14 protein-coding genes are annotated in these 16,360 nt (G+C 56.0%); 10 read left to right on the forward strand and 4 right to left on the reverse strand.

All coding sequences use genetic code 11. The features are described 5' to 3' along the window. Positions 1–14: 14 nt before the first annotated feature. The 5 genes from JYG33_RS17155 to JYG33_RS17175 are packed head-to-tail and all read left to right on the forward strand — an operon-like array spanning position 15 to position 5,012. Positions 15–980: a PDR/VanB family oxidoreductase gene (locus JYG33_RS17155; protein ID WP_207873349.1), complete on the forward strand. Its 966-nt coding sequence runs from the start codon at positions 15–17 to the stop codon at positions 978–980. A 21-nt stretch (positions 981–1,001) separates the two neighbouring features. Then, positions 1,002–1,874, forward strand: a complete 873-nt coding sequence (locus tag JYG33_RS17160) for an NAD(P)-dependent oxidoreductase (RefSeq protein WP_207873350.1) — start codon at positions 1,002–1,004, stop codon at positions 1,872–1,874. 50 nt (positions 1,875–1,924) lie between these two features. Further along, the gene (locus JYG33_RS17165) at positions 1,925–2,539 is read left to right on the forward strand and encodes an NAD-dependent dehydratase (RefSeq protein ID WP_207873351.1); all 615 of its coding nucleotides are present in this window, start codon (positions 1,925–1,927) and stop codon (positions 2,537–2,539) included. Positions 2,540–2,548: 9 nt separating this feature from the next. Continuing rightward, positions 2,549–3,721: a DUF1116 domain-containing protein gene (locus JYG33_RS17170; RefSeq protein WP_207873352.1), complete on the forward strand. Its 1,173-nt coding sequence runs from the start codon at positions 2,549–2,551 to the stop codon at positions 3,719–3,721. Next, positions 3,702–5,012 (forward strand): amidase, encoded by a 1,311-nt coding sequence (locus JYG33_RS17175; protein ID WP_207873353.1) that lies wholly within the window; start codon positions 3,702–3,704, stop codon positions 5,010–5,012. The genes JYG33_RS17170 and JYG33_RS17175 overlap by 20 nt, the downstream gene beginning before the upstream one ends. Before the next feature lie 68 nt (positions 5,013–5,080). Here JYG33_RS17175 and JYG33_RS17180 read toward each other — a convergent pair whose 3' ends face one another. Together JYG33_RS17180 and JYG33_RS17185 are read right to left on the reverse strand one after the other, a co-directional pair. Continuing rightward, entirely contained in the window at positions 5,081–5,515 is a 435-nt protein-coding gene (locus tag JYG33_RS17180; RefSeq protein WP_207873354.1) for a hypothetical protein, read from the reverse strand. Between the two features lie 249 nt (positions 5,516–5,764). Next, positions 5,765–7,144 carry an MFS transporter gene (locus JYG33_RS17185; RefSeq protein WP_207873355.1) on the reverse strand — a complete coding sequence of 460 codons (1,380 nt, stop codon included), beginning with the start codon at positions 7,142–7,144 and terminating at the stop codon, positions 5,765–5,767. Between the two features lie 309 nt (positions 7,145–7,453). On the opposite strand from JYG33_RS17185, the gene JYG33_RS17190 reads away from it, so the two are divergent. Both JYG33_RS17190 and gloA read left to right on the forward strand, forming a co-directional pair. Beyond that, complete coding sequence (locus JYG33_RS17190; RefSeq protein WP_207873356.1) at positions 7,454–8,374, forward strand: LysR family transcriptional regulator; 921 nt, start codon at positions 7,454–7,456, stop codon at positions 8,372–8,374. Positions 8,375–8,470: 96 nt separating this feature from the next. Then, positions 8,471–8,887, forward strand: coding sequence for a lactoylglutathione lyase (gene gloA / locus JYG33_RS17195; protein WP_207873357.1), 417 nt, complete (start codon positions 8,471–8,473; stop codon positions 8,885–8,887). 124 nt (positions 8,888–9,011) lie between these two features. Here gloA and JYG33_RS17200 read toward each other — a convergent pair whose 3' ends face one another. Then, positions 9,012–10,556 carry a UbiD family decarboxylase gene (locus JYG33_RS17200; RefSeq protein WP_207873358.1) on the reverse strand — a complete coding sequence of 515 codons (1,545 nt, stop codon included), beginning with the start codon at positions 10,554–10,556 and terminating at the stop codon, positions 9,012–9,014. 142 nt (positions 10,557–10,698) lie between these two features. Here JYG33_RS17200 and JYG33_RS17205 point away from each other — a divergent pair, with 142 nt between their 5' ends. After that, the gene (locus JYG33_RS17205) at positions 10,699–11,538 is read left to right on the forward strand and encodes a lytic transglycosylase domain-containing protein (protein WP_207873359.1); all 840 of its coding nucleotides are present in this window, start codon (positions 10,699–10,701) and stop codon (positions 11,536–11,538) included. A 94-nt stretch (positions 11,539–11,632) separates the two neighbouring features. On the opposite strand, the gene JYG33_RS17210 is transcribed toward JYG33_RS17205, so the two are convergent. Next, entirely contained in the window at positions 11,633–12,793 is a 1,161-nt protein-coding gene (locus JYG33_RS17210; RefSeq protein WP_207873360.1) for a pyridoxal phosphate-dependent aminotransferase, read from the reverse strand. 142 nt (positions 12,794–12,935) lie between these two features. Between JYG33_RS17210 and JYG33_RS17215 the strand changes: the two genes are divergently transcribed. Together JYG33_RS17215 and JYG33_RS17220 are read left to right on the forward strand one after the other, a co-directional pair. Further along, the gene (locus tag JYG33_RS17215; protein ID WP_207873361.1) at positions 12,936–13,835 is read left to right on the forward strand and encodes a hypothetical protein; all 900 of its coding nucleotides are present in this window, start codon (positions 12,936–12,938) and stop codon (positions 13,833–13,835) included. A 228-nt stretch (positions 13,836–14,063) separates the two neighbouring features. Then, positions 14,064–16,358, forward strand: coding sequence for an NADP-dependent malic enzyme (locus JYG33_RS17220; RefSeq protein WP_207873362.1), 2,295 nt, complete (start codon positions 14,064–14,066; stop codon positions 16,356–16,358). The last annotated feature ends 2 nt before the right edge of the window (positions 16,359–16,360 follow it).

Here is a 16,360-nt window from a genome sequence, read left to right on the forward strand (position 1 = left end):
GCGGGAGCAGCATCATGCAGCAAACATTGCAAACACGCGTGCTGAAAAAGACCCGGCTATCAGAGCGGGTGGTGGGTTTGACGCTCGGTCTGCAAAACGGGGCAGAGTTTCCCGTCTGGGAGCCGGGCGCTCATATTGAGCTGGAACTGGCGGTCTCCAAGGATGAGCCGCTCTATCGACAGTATTCACTCTGCGGCCAACAGGCCAATACGCGTGAATGGCAAATTGCGGTTCTGAAAGAGGACGCGGGTCGGGGTGGCTCTGCCTATATCCATGAGGTGTTGCAGGAAGGTGATGTTGTAGCGGTCAGCAGCCCGAAGAATCACTTTCCCTTTGCTGCAGATAAGAAGTGCTTTTTTATCGCGGGCGGTATCGGCATTACGCCCATCGTGCCTATGGTCCAGGCGGCGGCTGCAGCCGGTCTGGACTGGCATTTGTTGTATCTGGCCAGAAACGCGGCAGATTTCATCTTTCTTCACGAGTTGCAGCAAGTGGATGGGACCCGCATTACGGCACATGCCTCCAATCAGGATGGCTTGTTTGATTTGCAGGGAGCCTTGCAGGCGCTGGACGAGAACACCGTCGTGTATTCCTGCGGCCCGCAAGTTTTGCTCAATGCCTTGGAAAGCTATCAACAGGAACAGACAGAAATTGGCTGGCAACTGGTGCTGGAGCGCTTCTCGGTGGAAGCCGACCCTGCTTTGTTGCAGGGCCAAAGCTTTACGGTGACTTTGCAGAAATCTGGAAAAAGCATCGTGGTCGCCAGTGATGAAAGCATCCTGGCCGCCCTGAAGCGTGAGGGGATACGGGTCAAGTGCTCGTGCCAGAACGGGACTTGCGGCACTTGCGAGACGGTGGTGATTTCGGGCCTGCCTGAACACCGGGATTTCGTCTTGTCCCCCGAGGAGCGGCAGCTTAATGAAACCATGATGATCTGCGTCTCGCGGGCCGTGTCGGCTGAATTGGTTTTGGATCTATAACAATAAACAGGAGAACACACCATGAAAAAAGTGGTGGTTACAGGCGGCTCGGGCCGTGTGGGGTCTTACGTGGTTCAGCAGCTTATGCAGACCATGGACGTGGTGGTGGCCGATTTGAAGCCCAGCCAGCATCAGGTTTCATTCATTCAAACTGACGTGATGGATCTGGAGGCCGTACGCGCTGCCACCAAAGATGCCGACGCGGTCATCCATCTGGCGGCGATCGACTTCGACTGGAAAGCGCCGGAAGAGCAATACATCAATGTCAATGTGCGGGGCACCTGGCATGTACTGCAAGCCTGTCGCGAAAACGGTGTCAAGAAAGTGGTGCTGTGTTCCAGCATTTCGGCCTGCGGTCTGTCTGAAATGCGCGCGGACTGGAAGCCCCAGTATCTGCCTGTGGATGAGGCCCACGAGAACAAGCCTTATCAGGCCTACAGCGTCAGCAAGATCATGATGGAGCAGATGGCAAAGAGCTTTAGCGATGCCACGGATATGGACGTGATCTGCTTGCGTCCGCTGGCGGTGGTCTTGCCGGAAACCATTGCCGAATACATCCAGTTTGTGGATAGCCCGGATCGTAATTGGCTGTTCTATTACATCTGGGCGGCTGATCTGGCGCGTGCCTTTGAAGCGGCCGTCAATGTGCAGGGCTTGCGCTATGGCGTGTTCTTCATCAGTGCGGACGACAGCTCTCATCCTGCGGCAACGACCGAGTGGTATCAGCAGATTATTGGCTCTGTCCCGCCCATCAAGAACCCGCGTTGGTATCAGAACAATCCACGCGCTTCCATTTTCAGCAGCAGTGCTGCCAAGGACATCCTGGGCTGGCAGCCCAGCACGGATTTCACGCAGTTACGCGAAGAATATGCAGTGGCAAAAGAACAGGCTTGAGAGCAGCCAGATCAAGCCCATGACTAAAAACATAAGTACGGAGACTGAGCATGAACGGTATTAAAACAGGCACCTTGGACTGGACGGGCGACAACCCTTTTATCTACTTGAAAACCGATCCTGATCAGGACTGGTCTTCCTTGTCCTTGTATTTCCGTATCGCCAGTTCGGAATACGGCAGTGGTCAGGCCATTCTGGTGCTGGACAAGCCTTACGAGGAAGGAGAGGAGAGTGACGCGCGCTGGCTGATTACCGATAACGAGGCCCTGGCGGAGTATCTGGTGCGTGATTTTGTGCGTCATTTTGGCCTGTTTCGCAAAGCGGTCGCCCTGGATAAATTGAAGGTGTTGGGTGATGGCGTGTTTCAGACCGTCAACCGCTTTCCTGAGCTGGTCACAGAATCGGTCAGCTCGGCCAGTGCGGGTCTGGAGATAGCGCTGCAATGGCATCAAATGACCCAGCCTGCGATTTGTGTGGATTTGCCGCAAAGCCAGACTCAAACCCAGAAGCACGAAATGATGTGTGTGTTTCATCCCGCTCAGCAGGCCAGGGTGTTGATTAATGGCACCGCTTTGCCCGGTAGCACCATAGAGCGGGACTTCAATGGCACGCGGGCGCAATCGGCCAGCCTGGCCAATAGTGAAACCTGGGTGCGCGTGGCGTAAGGAGGGCATATGGCTCAGCATGTAGACAAGCAAGCCGCCGCCGTCCTGCCGTTCTGGACTGGGGTCAAGCCACTGCAAGCAATTCTGCCGTCACAGGCCCGCCTGGTTTTACATGCCGGGCCTCCTTTTCGCGATGCGGCAGAGTTACCGCCAGCCATCCGTAATTCGGTGCTGGTGGGAATCCTGTATGAAGGCTGGGCAAGCAGCAAGACAGAAGCACAAGCCTTGCTGGATGAGGGCGGAGTGCAGCTTGCGCCTGCCCAGGATTACGATGTGGTCGTTCCCTTGGCTGGCGTGGTGACACCTTCCATGTATGTGCTGGAGGTGAGCGACAGCAATCGGCCTGAGAACAAAAAGTACTCTGTGCTGAATGAAGGGATGCAGTGGTGCACCCGCCTGGGTATTTTTGCCGATGAAATGGTGCCGCATCTGCGCTGGCTGCATCAGGATCTGGGTTCAAGGCTGGCCTCTCACTTTGGTGGTCCAGTCAATCTGGCTCCGATTGTGCAGGCTTCCCTGCTCAATGGTGATGATGGTCATGCCCGCACGATGCATGCCTCCGGCTTGCTGGCCGACATTATTGTCTCCTGGGGCATTAATGATGAGCAAAGCACAAGCTTTCTCTACGGTGCGATGGCATGGGCCTTGAACTACTGGATGGCTGCCAGCGCCCTGATTCTGGCGACGCAGGCACGCGCTGAAGGAGCAGATGCCATTGTCAAAGTAGGTGGCAATGGCTTGCGCTTTGGTCTGCAACTGGCGGGTTCAAGCAACTGGTTGGTGGTAGATGCCCCTCTTATTGCCGGTCAGAAAGAAGCGGCTAAAGAGCAGGCCCAGGCTCTGGGCGCTTTGGGCGATAGTGCGGTGGTGGATTTTCTGGGTCTGGGTGGGCAGTGTCTGGATCTGGCTGGCTTAAGTGCGAAGAACTTGCAGGCCTTTTTGCCCGCAGATTATCTGAGTCGGCAAAGCCGGTTTTTGATGACGCGTTTGCCTTTTCTGGCCGGGCGTCTGGGTGTGAGCGATATGGCTGCAATCAAAACCAGTGATACAGGGCCCCTGGTCTTGCTGGGCATGATTGATGTCGCTGGGGAGCAGGGTCGAATCGGGGGCGGAGTGGCAACCGTGGATGCCCAGTTGTTGCATCGTCTGAAGGAGTGGCAGCATGAAACGACAGTGGTTTAAGTTGCCCTTGCACCAGTTGCTGCATTCCCTGCATACAGGGGAGGTCACCTTGCCGGAGATCATGGCGTCTTTTTACGAACGTATTGCCGTTCGTGAAGAAAAGGTGGGTGCCTGGCAGTATCTGATTGACCAGGAAGACTATCTGGCCGAATACGAAAGCCGCAGCGAGTTCTACAAGGCCTCGCCCTTGATGGGGCTGCCCTTCGCGGTCAAGGATGTGATTGATACGGCTGATATCCCCACCACCATGGGCTCGGCGATTCATCAGGATCGTATCCCGGACATGGATGCGTCTTGTGTGACGGCCATGAAAGCGGCAGGCGGTATTTTGATGGGCAAAACCGTCACTACCGAATTTGCCTATTTTCAGGCGGGAAAAACGAGTAACCCCCATGATCCACAGCGCACGCCAGGTGGTTCGTCCAGTGGTTCCGCTGCGGCTGTGGCGGACTACATGGTGCCGATTGCCTTTGGGACTCAAACAGCGGCTTCGGTGATTCGGCCTACCTCGTTTTGTGGCTGCATTGGCTACGTAGGCAGCAAGAATGAGTTCTCCTTGCGCAATATCCAGCCCCTGGCTCAATCACTGGATTCGCTGGGTATCATCAGCAACGATGTGCTCGATACCCTGTTGGTACGTAATATCCTGCTGCATAAATCCTTGAACCTGGCAGCACCGGGCACCCCTCAGTCTTATGTGTTTGCCACCTTCTCGGGGGAGGCTTTGGGTGATATTCAGGCTCCCATGCTGGAGACCTTGACGGCGTGCCAGCAAGCCTTGCAAGAGCAGGGGCATCAAGCCATCGACTTTCCCTTTGTGGATGCCATCACAGAGTTGACGGCCTTGCATGCCCAGATCATGGCTTATGAAGTGGCCCGTAATCTGCTCTACGAGCAACAGCAGCCTGAAGCCTTGAGTACGCACATGCAGGGCTTGATGAGCAGCGGTCTGGCTTTGCCTTACAAGGAGTACATCATCGCCTTGCAGCGAGCCGATGAGCTTAAGCGCAGCTTGCTGCAGTGGTTTGAACGCGAGCAAGTGGACTTCATACTGGCACCCGCTGCGGCAGGGGTGGCCCCGTCTAAAACGGAAGGGACGGGGGCGCCTTTCATGAGCCGGGCCTGGCAGCTTGTCGGCCTTCCTGTTGTTTCCTTGCCTTTGGGCTATCACCAGAAAATGCCTCTGGGTTTGCAGTTGATTGGCAAGCCGCATCAAGATGATCTCTTGCTGTCGCAAGCCTTGCAATTGCAGCAACGGTTTCTAGGGGCAGTGGCCGCAGTGCTGGTGTAATAGTCTGCCTGCTTGCTGAAACTAAAACGTCCTGTTTTTACAGGACGTTTTTTTATGGGCCGCGGTTCTTACAGCTTGGGCAGAAGGTATTTTTCAAATGCCCATTTCAGGCCATACAGCGCCGCCGCAATGATCGCAGCAATCATCAGGAAGTCGGCGCTGAACACGCTTTGCTGTTGATGCGGCAGTTCCATATAGACATGCTCATTGGCTGGGCGGGCGTAGGTCATGGGAGTGCTGGCCCTGGGTAAATCAGCTTGCAGGACGATGTAGCTGCCGTCGTTGGCAGCCTGCAGCAAGAGCTTGTCCACCTGGGTGTTTTGCAGGCCTGGCTCGTTCTGGTTTGTGCACAGACGCTGGGTGCCCTGGCTCCAGTTGTCCTGAGCATCAGGGCAGTAGGCATGAATCGTGTGCCCATTGCTGAATTCCACAGTCAGCCATCCTTCAGCGCGCGAGCTGTCATCGCTGCGTACCGTTACGTCTGTCAGGCTTATGGTGGTCATATCGGGTTTCCCTTTGGCAGCGCGCGCTCGTTCTTGGGTCTGCAGGAGGCAGGGAGTGAGTCTACTGTGGCTGTGTTCTATAGATAGAAGGCTATTCTATCGAAGCAGCTAAGGGAATATGCTTTTTGTATACGCTGAATTTCGTTTTTGTGAATAAGGTTTACCGTAAATCAATTCTTTTTCGGCATAAAAAAAAAGCCCTGTAAAACAGGGCTGTTTGATATCGACAATATGTCCAGATTTTAGCGTTTAGCCTGCATTGGCTTTACCCAAACTGCTGGCCGCTTTGCCATCGGGCACAGGTTCGGTGTGATAGCGGCGCAAGGGCTTGTTGGCCGTCTCGGGCATTAATACTGTGACCCAGAAAAAGCACAGCACAGCGACCACTGTCACGTAGAAAGCAGGAGCCAGATAGCTGCCGGTTTGTGTGGTCAGCCAGATAGCCAGGTACGGTGCAGTGCCACCGAAAATCGCGAAGGTGATGTTGTAGCACATGCTCGATGCGGTATAGCGCATGTCAGTGGGGAACATCTCGGACAGCAGGGTGACGGCCACGACACTGGCGGCGACCTGACCAATCCCGATAATCAGCATCCCGATAATGGCGGCTTGCAAGGAGGCCCCATTGCTGACGATCATGTAGGCGGGAATGGTAAACAGCGCATGCCATACCGCAGCAAACTGCATCATTTTGCGACGGCCCACCTTGTCGGAAATAATCCCGGCAATCGGAGTCAGGGCAGTAACGAACAGCAAGGCAACCATATTGGCGGTCAGGGACTGGACCGACGACAAACCAATGACGGTACGCAGGAAGGTGTTCATGTAGGTGGAGAAGATGTAGAAGGACAGGGCGTACAGCACGATAAAGCCGCCCAGCTTCACAATATTGGAACCTTCCGCCTTGAATACCTGCGAGGCGCTGTAGCTGATCTGGCCCTTTTTCTCTGCCCGCATTTGTTGGAACTCGGGCGATTCGGCCAGGTGGTCACGAATGAAGAAAGCCACAATCCCCATAGGAATAGCCAGCAGGAAAATGGTGCGCCAGCCCCAGTCGCCCATCGCCTCGGTGCCGACAATTGCGGCCAGACCCGCGCTGATCCCGGCGGCCAGCGCAAAGGCAAAGTAGGTTGCGCCGGACATGGCCCAGGCGTAGGAATTGCGCTTGTTCATGGGGCTGTGTTCAACGGTGTAGATGGTGGCGCCGGTGTATTCGCCACCCGCCGACAGCCCCTGAATACAGCGGATGATGATCAGCAGAATCGGTGCCCAGATACCAATGCTGTGGTAGGTGGGAATCAGGCCAATAGCGGCGGTAGAGCCAGACATCAGCAGAACCGTCAGGGCCAGAATCTTCTTGCGGCCAATCCGGTCACCCAGCCTGCCAAAGTAAATGCCCCCCAAGGGCCGCACAATGAACGAGACCAGGAACACCGCAAAGGTGGCCAGCAAGCCTGCCATCTTGTCTTCGGTCGGGAAGAAGTTCTGTGCAATATAGACGGCCATATAGCCGAATAAAGCAAAATCAAACCACTCAACAATGGTGCCCGCCGCCGAACCCATCATTACTTTTTTAATATGGCCGGTATCGGTATGCTCCGATTCGGCCACGGTGTTTGCCCTTTGCATACTTATGTCTCCTCAAGTATTGGGACTATCTGTTTTTTCTGAAATCAAACCCTGTGGGGCTGTCTGTTTTTATTATTGATACCTTGGTATTCGTTTTATTAATGGTGATTCAAACGTCGAATAAAGAATCGACGGGAACGAGGTCATGGTCTCCTTTGTGTCTGGGTCTGCATCAGCTCGGAACACTGGCGTAAACAGGCCGACTGACGCGTGATTGATAAGCTAAACCTCTGCAAATTGCTTGTCCATTCACTATTCGCGCACTATTATTGATCGAGATGTTATTAATCAAAAAAAACGAGCTGAGCCATGATCCCTGGACGTCTTGATTTGCATCACCTGCGTGCCTTTAAAACGGTGGCTGAACAATTGCATTTCAAGAAGGCGGCCGAGCTGCTGCACATCACACAGCCGGGGCTGACGCGCATTATCAAAAAGCTGGAAGAGGACTTGCAGGTAGATCTGTTTGAGCGCAGCACGCGCCAGGTCAGGCTGACAGCGGCAGGGTTCCTGTTATTACAAGAAATAGAGCAGGTTTTTGTGCATCTGGAGCGCGGGATTGAATTGGCCCAGAAAGCCAAGTTTGGCGATATTGGTCACCTGATCATTGCCTATAACGACTACGCCGTGCAGGACGTGCTGCCCCGAACGCTGGAGCACTTCAAGCAGCAGTACTCGAACATCACAACCGATTTGTTATATATGCCCACCCAGCAGCAGATTCAGGGTTTGCAGCAGGGCAGCCTGGACCTGGGTTTTGGTTTTGCCTTCTCGGACGACCCCGAGGAACTGGGTGTGCAGTGGAAGCCGGTATGCCGGGATGATCCTATCGTTCTTCTGCAAAGTGATCACCCGCTGGCAAAGGAAAAGTCGATTCCTTTGGTGGAGCTGGCCAATGAGCGCTTTGTGGTGGGTAGCAAGACGCATTGGCAGGTCTGGCGGCGTTATTTTTATTCCTTGTGCCGACATGCCGGTTTTCATCCTAATTCCGTGCAGGAAGCCAGCACCATTACCGGCATCATGAGCATGGTGGCGGCCAATATCGGCATTGCCGTGTTGTCTCAGTCTTTGCGCAAATACGTGCATCGTGATCTGGTGGCCATTGATCTGGACTTGTCGGGCCAGCATCCACAGTCCTTTATCAACATCATGTGGCAGGAAAGTAATGCCAATCCCTGTGTGCCCTTGTTTATTCAGACCATCTCTTCAGAGCTGATGAAGTCGGGCTAGGCCGCTTTGAGTATTTCTCATGGGTCTTTGACGAGCGGTCATGATTGAAGTGGGGCGGTTTTGCTACATTGCCATTTTCAAATACCGGCCCTGCTCATGAGTACCACTGAAATTCAATTTGGCTTTGACCACGCCATGCTGCGCGTTCTGGATCTGGAGCGATCTCTGGCGTTCTACCGGGATACGCTGGGCATGAAAGTTGTACGACACACAGACTATGAGTCCGGTCGATTCAGCAATGTGTTTCTCAGCTTTGATGAAGCCACGCAATCCAGTCTGGAGCTGACCTGGAACTGGGATCAGAACGAGCCTTATGAAAAGGGCGGCGCATTTGGTCATCTGGCCCTGATGGTCAAGGACGTGCATCAGGCGGTGCGCTATCTGGAAGAGCGTGGGGTCAGGATCAAGACAGCTCCCAAGCAGATGAATCATGGCAAACGCACGATTGCGTTTGTGTTCGATCCGGACGAGTACCTGATTGAGCTGGTGGAGCCGCTGACTTTGCCGGGCTAGGCTCGGTCTCGGATGCCATGTTGGAGAGCCCGGTTTGCTGGCCTGAGTAAAACAAAGACCATGCACCGTTGCGGTGATGGTCTTTGTTTGTTTTTGAATGCGCCGGATGAAGACACGTTCTGATTTACAGCCCCAGCGAACCCCACATATCGTCCACTTTCTTCTTGGTGGACTCATCCATCTTGATAGGTGTGCCCCATTCGCGCTGGGTCTCTCCCGGCCATTTGTTGGTGGCATCCATACCCATCTTGCCGCCCAGTCCCGAGACCGGCGAGGCAAAGTCCAGATAGTCGATGGGTGTGTTCTCGACCAGCACGGTATCGCGCACCGGGTCCATACGAGTAGTCATGGCCCAGATCACTTCCTTCCAGTCGCGCGTGTTCACATCCTCGTCCACCACCACGATGAACTTGGTGTACATGAACTGGCGCAAGATGCTCCAGACGCCGAACATCACGCGCTTGGCATGGCCTGCGTACTGCTTGCGAATCGACACGACGGCCAGTCGGTAGCTGCAGCCTTCGGGTGGCAGGTAGAAGTCCACAATTTCAGGCAATTGCTTGCGCAGCAAAGGCACAAAAACTTCGTTCAGCGCAACGCCCAGAACAGCAGGCTCATCGGGCGGTTTACCGGTGTAGGTGCTGTGATAAATCGGGTTGCGGCGCATGGTGATGCGCTCGACGGTAAAGACCGGGAACCAGTCTTGCTCGTTGTAGTAGCCGGTGTGATCGCCATAAGGGCCTTCCAGTGCCATCTCGTAGCTGCTGTCGGCAGGCGGCTTCATGCCTTCGGGGACTTCGGGAGCCAGAGCATCCGGGTGATCACTGGGCAGGATATGACCTTCCAGCACAATTTCAGCCCAGGCGGGCACGGACAAGTCGCTACCCAGGGCTTTGGCCACTTCGGTGCGCGAGCCGCGCAGCAGACCGGCAAACTGGTATTCGGACAGGCTGTCAGGAACGGGTGTCACGGCACCCAGAATCGTGGCCGGGTCAGTACCCAGGGCGACTGCAATCGGGAAGGGTTTGCCGGGGTTGCTCAGCGCATGATCGCGGAAATCCAGGGCACCGCCACGGTGGGACAACCAGCGCATGATCAGCTTGTTGCGGCCAATCAACTGCTGGCGGTAAATGCCCAGGTTCTGGCGTTTGGCGTGGGGGCCTTTGGTAATCACCAAACCCCAGGTCAGCAAGGGGGCCACGTCGCCGGGCCAGCACAGTTGCAAGGGGATCTGGTTCAGATCCACATCCTTGCCTTCCAGCACCACTTCCTGACACGCGGGAGAGCGGACATTCTTGGGGCTCATATCCCACAGGGCGGACTTGAGCATGGACACTTTGGACAGCGCATCACGCATCCCGGTGGGGGCTTGTGGCTCTTTCAGATTGGCCAGCAGCTCGCCAGTGTCGCGTAATGCCGACACATCTTGCGCACCCATACCCCAGGCGACGCGTTGGGGCGTGCCGAACAAGTTGGCCAGGACGGGCATGGCCGCTTTGGAGCCTTGATGCTGGGCGTTTTCAAACAGAAGCGCCGGTCCACCGGCACGCAACACCCGGTCACTGATTTCAGTCATTTCCAGCGAGGTGGAAACCGGCTGCGTAATCCGTTTCAGATCGCCCTTGGCTTCAAGCTGGGCAATAAAGTCTCTCAAGTCACGGTATTTCACAGAAGAACGGGGCTCCGCTTACAGATAGTTAGGTGGTAAAGAACCTGCCCAAGATCTTTTTATGTCTTGCGGGAACCATGCAAAGACCTTGACCGGGTTCTAAGGTTAACATCGGGCAGTTAGCAATACTAAGGATGATCCCATGGGCTTCCAAGATATGGACTATGTACTTAGTCGCTCGGCCCGCACCCTGACGTATCGCATCGGCGAGTTTGTGCACGTGTGTGCCATGTACCTGGGCATTGCCGTACTGGTGACGATTGCAGCCTGTGTGGTTGTGCCATCGATGCGCGCTCAGTTTAACCAGCTTTATACCGGTCTCGTGCAAACCCTGCGTCCCGAGGCGGTGAAATACGATGCGTACAGCCAGTCGGTCTGGCCTGCGGATAAAACCCAGCCCGCTTTGTCGGAAGAGGGCGAGGACTTGAGCCAGACGGAACAGCAGCAAGCGGTTTCTACGTATCAAGGCTTTATGAAGAACTTGCGTGCGTCGGTCACCGGGCAGCCCATTGCGGGCGTCACTGCGGCCCAGCAGCAGGCCTTGCGCAGCTATCTGGCGCGCAAGTACAAGATTGCCTATTCCGTGGCAGGAGCCTTGATCCACACGGCGTTTATTGTGGGCAAGGAAAAGAACCTGGACCCGCAACTGATTCTGGCTGTGATCGCCATTGAGTCACGCTACAACCCCTATGCGGAAAGTCATGTGGGTGCACAAGGCTTGATGCAGGTGATGACCAAAGTCCATAAAGAGAAGTTCGATATCTATATGGAAGGGACGCTGGCGGTGCTGAGTCCGGAGGCGAATATTCGCGTGGGTGGGCAGATTCTGTCGGACTGTATTCGTCGCCGTGGTTCGATTGAAGGTGGCTTGGCCTGTTATGTCGGGGCGACTGGGCCTAGCGATGGTGGCTACGGTGCAAAAGTGCTGGCAGAACGCCGCCGCATTGCCTTGGCCTCGGGCATCCCGATTCGCGCACGCTAAGCGGTCTGAGCAGAAAAAGAAATCGGGCCTTGCGGCCCGAAATGCTGTCATGGTGTCGGGCTTCATTGCCCGCGAGACTGAAAAAACGCTGGGCTTAGCGACCCAGAAATTGCCCCAGACGGCTGATTGCTTCTTGCAGGCGATCCATACCCGTCGCGTAGGATAATCGTAGGGTGTGAGGAGCGTGAAAGGTGCCGAAGTCCCGGCCTGGCACAGCAGCTACACCCGCTTCATGCAAAAGCTGCTGCGAGAAAGCATCGCTGTCCTGACTGTACTCACGAATATCCGTATAGATATAGAAGGCGCCATCCGGGCGGACGGGCACGCGCAGGCCCAGACGCTCCAGCTCGGGCAGCAAGTAGTCACGACGCTGCTTGAAGGCCAGACGGCGTTCTTCGTAAATGGCCATGGTTTCAGGCTCGAAGCAGGCCAGGGCAGCATGTTGAGCCAAAGAGGGCGCGCAGATCGCCAGACTGGCCGCCATGCGCTCGCAGGCTTCCGTCATCCAGGTAGGCAGGATCAACCAGCCCAGACGCCAGCCCGTCATGTGGAAGTACTTGGAAAAGCTATTGATAACAATAATGTCCTGATCCAGGGTCAAGGCGCTGAGTGGTGCCTCTTCATAAAACAGCCCCAGATAAATTTCGTCCATGATGATGAAGCCATCACGGGCGCGCACTTCCTTGATCAGCTCTTGCAGGGCGGGACGGGAAATCGTCGCACCAGTAGGATTGTTGGGCGAAGCAATCAGAACACCACGGGTCTTGGGACCCCAATGCTCGCGAATGTGCTGGGCGCTTAGCTGAAAGCGTTCGTCAGCCGAGGCCGGGATCAGTCGTGCTGTGCCACCCGCCGCCATGATGAAGTTCTGGTTGGCCGGGTAGGACGGATCAGGCATCAACACTTCGTCGCCGGGATTGATCAGGGCCAGCGTAGCCAGAGACAAGGCACCCGAGGCGCCCGCCGTCACCACGATACGGGAAGGGTCGACACGGGCCTGGAACTGCTGCTCGTAATACAGGGCGATGCGTTCACGCAAGGCCGTCAGACCGGCAGGGGCGGTGTATTGGCTTAAGCCTTGGTTGCTGGCCTGATGCAGTGCATCGACCACGGCTTGAGGGGCGGTGAAGTCCGGCTCGCCTATGCCCAGGCTGATAATGTCGCGGCCGGTGGCCTTCAGGGCATTGGCCTGTTTGAAGAGTTCAACTGCATGAAAAGGAAGAACGTGTTCGGTACGACTGGCGAGGCGGGACATACGGCAAATCTCGGGTAAAAAGTGTATTGTAGGACCTTGCTCAAAAGGGCGTCAGGTGGCTGTGGCATGTGCGTGTGCTCGATGGGGGCGCAAACCGGCGGGCCAGTGAGACTCAAGTTTAGGTTTGTTGCAGGAAAAGTCTATGGTTTCTTCGTCGCGGCGTGCATTTTTGATGGGGCGTCGTCCTCCCCAGACGGCTTGGCAGACATTTTGTTCGCGCCTGAAAGCCCGAGTTCAGGGCGAGTGGTCCGAACTCAACGCTGAACCGCATCATGAACAGGCTCGTCTGGAGCCTGCTTCCAGTGCGGACGTCCATATGGTGTTGACGCTGGCCGCCGAGTACGGTGTGACGGTGTGTCTGGAAGGTGTGCCGCAGGCTAGTGAAACCGATGGCCCCGTGATTGTTCTGGCCCCAGGCCGACAAATGGCTCGTTGTGACCGTCTGGAACCGAATTCCAATCGCTGGTTTGTTCAGCCCGGCTGCTTGCTGGGCGAGATGGAAGCCAAAGGTTTTCAAGGTCTGGCCAATGCTCCGGCTGGAATGACTGTCGCTGCCTGGTTGGCCGACCGGCGTCAGCATGACTGGCCTACAGGTCGTACGGCTTTGTCCGGTGTCTTGCATTGCTCGGTGATTCTGGCCGACAACACGCAAGCTGCCCTGGGTCCTTTTGGGCAGGAAAATCGCAATCCGCTTGATAGCTTGCGAATGCAGCAATTGATTCCTGCTCTGTTCCAACTGATGGGCGACTCTGAAACCCAGACCCTGCGGCAAGAGCAGTGGCCCTGCCGTTACCGTCTGGATGCGCTGGAGCCGGTGGAGGGCGAGGGGATCAATCTGGCTCATTTGATGTTGGGCCACGGCGGTGATTTGGCCTGGGTGGAATGGCTGGTGCTGGATGATGCCGTGTTAAGCGGCTCGGACCCGCAAGACTGGTCCTGGCCGAATCAGGAGCAGTCCTGGCAGGCTCAGGATGTGGATAGCCGCATCAAAGCCCTGTTTGATCCTGCGGACCGATTCTCCTATCCAGGCCAGACGCTATAAGTTTGTCCAGGCCTGCGCTTGACCCATGTTGTAACTCAAGGGCTAGAATGGTCCTTGCTTTGGCCCTGGAGGCCGAGCAAGGCGACTGGAGCACAGGAGACAAGAACGGCATTCAGCGACAGGAAGTTTGGGCAAGCCAGGAGCTTGTTTGAATTGGCGCTGACAGGCGACGGTGACTTTCTGGCGATTCCGGTCCGTTTTAAATGGATTTTTGGGTAGGAATACAGCATGGACGCCAATTTTCGGAAAGCAGCCCTGGAATATCACGAACAGGGCAGGCCCGGAAAACTCTCGGTCACGCCGACCAAGCAACTGTCAAACCAGCGAGATCTGGCGCTGGCGTATTCGCCTGGAGTTGCGGCGGCCTGCGAGGAAATCGTCAATGATCCGCAAAATGCGTTCCGTTATACCGGTCGGGGCAATCTGGTTGGAGTGATCTCCAACGGTACCGCCGTGTTGGGCCTGGGCAATATTGGCCCTCTGGCTGCCAAGCCGGTCATGGAAGGCAAGGCCGTGCTGTTCAAGAGCTTTGCAGGTCTGGATGTCTTTGATATCGAGATCAATGAAACCGACCCCGACAAGCTGGTCGATATTATTGCTGGCCTGGAGCCGACCTTTGGCGGCATCAATCTGGAAGACATCAAAGCGCCCGAGTGCTTTGAGGTAGAGCGCAAGCTGCGCCAGCGCATGAGCATTCCTGTTTTTCACGACGACCAGCATGGCACGGCCATTTGCGTGACCGCGGCCTTTCTGAATGGCCTGAGCGTGGTGGAAAAAGACATCAAGCAGGTCAAGGTGGTGACGTCCGGGGCCGGTGCTGCCGCGCTGGCTTGCCTGGACCTGATGATTGATATGGGCCTGCCGCTGGAAAATATCTGGGTGACGGATATTGATGGCGTGTTGTACGAAGGCCGTCCCGGTAATCCGGTGCCCGAGCTGGCTCGTTTTGCCAAACAGACCGACGCCCGTACCTTGAGTGACGTAATTGATGGGGCTGATGTGTTTCTGGGCTTGTCCGCCGGTGGCGTGCTCAAGTCCGAAATGCTGAAGAACATGGCTCCCCGGCCCTTGATTCTGGCCTTGGCCAATCCGAATCCCGAGATCCTGCCTGAAGACGCTCACGCCGTGCGTGACGATGTGGTCATGGCAACGGGCCGTTCGGACTACCCGAATCAGGTCAATAACGTGCTGTGCTTCCCGTACATTTTCCGTGGTGCGCTGGATGTAGGCGCCACCACGATTACGCGTGGTATGGAAAAAGCCGCTGTGCTGGCGATTTGCCAACTGGCTCGCGAAGAGCAGGACGAAGGCGTGGCCGCTGCTTATGGTTTGGAGGAAGTCTCTTTCGGCCCTTCTTTCTTTATTCCCCGCCCCTTTGACTCGCGCCTGATCGTGCGTATTGCACCGGCTGTGGCCAAGGCGGCCATGGAAGAGGGCGTGGCCACCAGGCCGATTGCGGACCTGAAGAGCTATATCTATCAGCTACGCCAGTTCGTTTACAAGTCCGGCTCCTTCATGAAGCCGATTTACTCCTTGGCCCGTGGACTGGTGCAGGACGGGGCTAAATCGCGCGTGGTCTTTAGCGAAGGCGAGGACGAGCGTGTATTGCGCGCCGTGCAGATTATTGTGGACGAAGGTCTGGCGACCCCCATTCTGGTGGGCCGTCCTGCCGTTTTGCAACAGCGTATTGAGCGCTATGGCTTGCGGCTGCGTCTGGGTATTGATGTGGAAGTGACCAACCCCGAGCAGGATGATCGCTTTCACCGCTACTGGACCAGTTACTGGGAAATCATGTCGCGTCGCGGTATCAGTAAAGAGATGGCGCGTGTAGAAATGCGCCGTCGCCCGACCTTGATCGGCGCCATGATGCTGCATCTGGGCGATGCCGATGGCATGATCTGTGGCACCGTGGGCCGTTACGAGAACCACCTGGAACTGGTGGATCAGGTAATCGGTAAAGCACCGGGTGTGCAGACCTATGCCGCCATGAATATTTTGCTGCTCAGCGAACGTACCGTGGCCTTGACGGATACGCACATCAACCACGATCCCAATTCGGATCAGGTGGCAGAAATTACCTTGGCGGCGGCACGCAAGATGCGCCAGTTCAATATCGAGCCCAAGGTGGCTTTGCTGTCCAGCTCCAACTTTGGCACAAACGATTCGCCAGCCGCTGTCACCATGCGCGGTGCGCTGGAGCGTGTGCGCAAGCTGGACCCCAGTCTGGAAGTGGATGGGGAAATGCATGGCGACTGCGCGCTGGATGAAAAAGCCCGCCATCAAATCCTGCCGACTTCGGCCTTGAGCGGCGAGGCCAATTTGCTGGTCTGCCCGAACGTGGAAGCAGGCAATATTGCCTACAACCTGCTCAAGACGGCAGCGGGCGGTAACGTGGCCATCGGTCCCTTCTTGTTGGGCGCACGGGCACCGGTACACATCATGACGTCCACCTCCTCGGTGCGCCGTATCGTCAATATGACGGCGGTGACGGTGGTGGATGCCAACGTCGCTACTGAAGGCTGATA

Origin of the sequence: Alcaligenes sp. SORT26, assembly GCF_017377875.1 — a bacterium.
Taxonomy (GTDB): Bacteria; Pseudomonadota; Gammaproteobacteria; order Burkholderiales; family Burkholderiaceae_B; genus Alcaligenes; species Alcaligenes parafaecalis.

Excerpts from the sequence above, each read along its gene's own strand:
- JYG33_RS17155 (WP_207873349.1), top strand. The coding sequence starts at position 15 with ATGCAGCAAACATTGCAAACACGCGTGCTGAAAAAGACCCGGCTATCA.
- JYG33_RS17160 (WP_207873350.1), top strand. The coding sequence starts at position 1,002 with ATGAAAAAAGTGGTGGTTACAGGCGGCTCGGGCCGTGTGGGGTCTTAC.
- JYG33_RS17165 (WP_207873351.1), top strand. The coding sequence starts at position 1,925 with ATGAACGGTATTAAAACAGGCACCTTGGACTGGACGGGCGACAACCCT.
- JYG33_RS17170 (WP_207873352.1), top strand. The coding sequence starts at position 2,549 with ATGGCTCAGCATGTAGACAAGCAAGCCGCCGCCGTCCTGCCGTTCTGG.
- JYG33_RS17175 (WP_207873353.1), top strand. The coding sequence starts at position 3,702 with ATGAAACGACAGTGGTTTAAGTTGCCCTTGCACCAGTTGCTGCATTCC.
- JYG33_RS17180 (WP_207873354.1), bottom strand. The coding sequence starts at position 5,515 with ATGACCACCATAAGCCTGACAGACGTAACGGTACGCAGCGATGACAGC.
- JYG33_RS17185 (WP_207873355.1), bottom strand. The coding sequence starts at position 7,144 with ATGCAAAGGGCAAACACCGTGGCCGAATCGGAGCATACCGATACCGGC.
- JYG33_RS17190 (WP_207873356.1), top strand. The coding sequence starts at position 7,454 with ATGATCCCTGGACGTCTTGATTTGCATCACCTGCGTGCCTTTAAAACG.
- gloA (WP_207873357.1), top strand. The coding sequence starts at position 8,471 with ATGAGTACCACTGAAATTCAATTTGGCTTTGACCACGCCATGCTGCGC.
- JYG33_RS17205 (WP_207873359.1), top strand. The coding sequence starts at position 10,699 with ATGGGCTTCCAAGATATGGACTATGTACTTAGTCGCTCGGCCCGCACC.
- JYG33_RS17210 (WP_207873360.1), bottom strand. The coding sequence starts at position 12,793 with ATGTCCCGCCTCGCCAGTCGTACCGAACACGTTCTTCCTTTTCATGCA.
- JYG33_RS17215 (WP_207873361.1), top strand. The coding sequence starts at position 12,936 with ATGGTTTCTTCGTCGCGGCGTGCATTTTTGATGGGGCGTCGTCCTCCC.
- JYG33_RS17220 (WP_207873362.1), top strand. The coding sequence starts at position 14,064 with ATGGACGCCAATTTTCGGAAAGCAGCCCTGGAATATCACGAACAGGGC.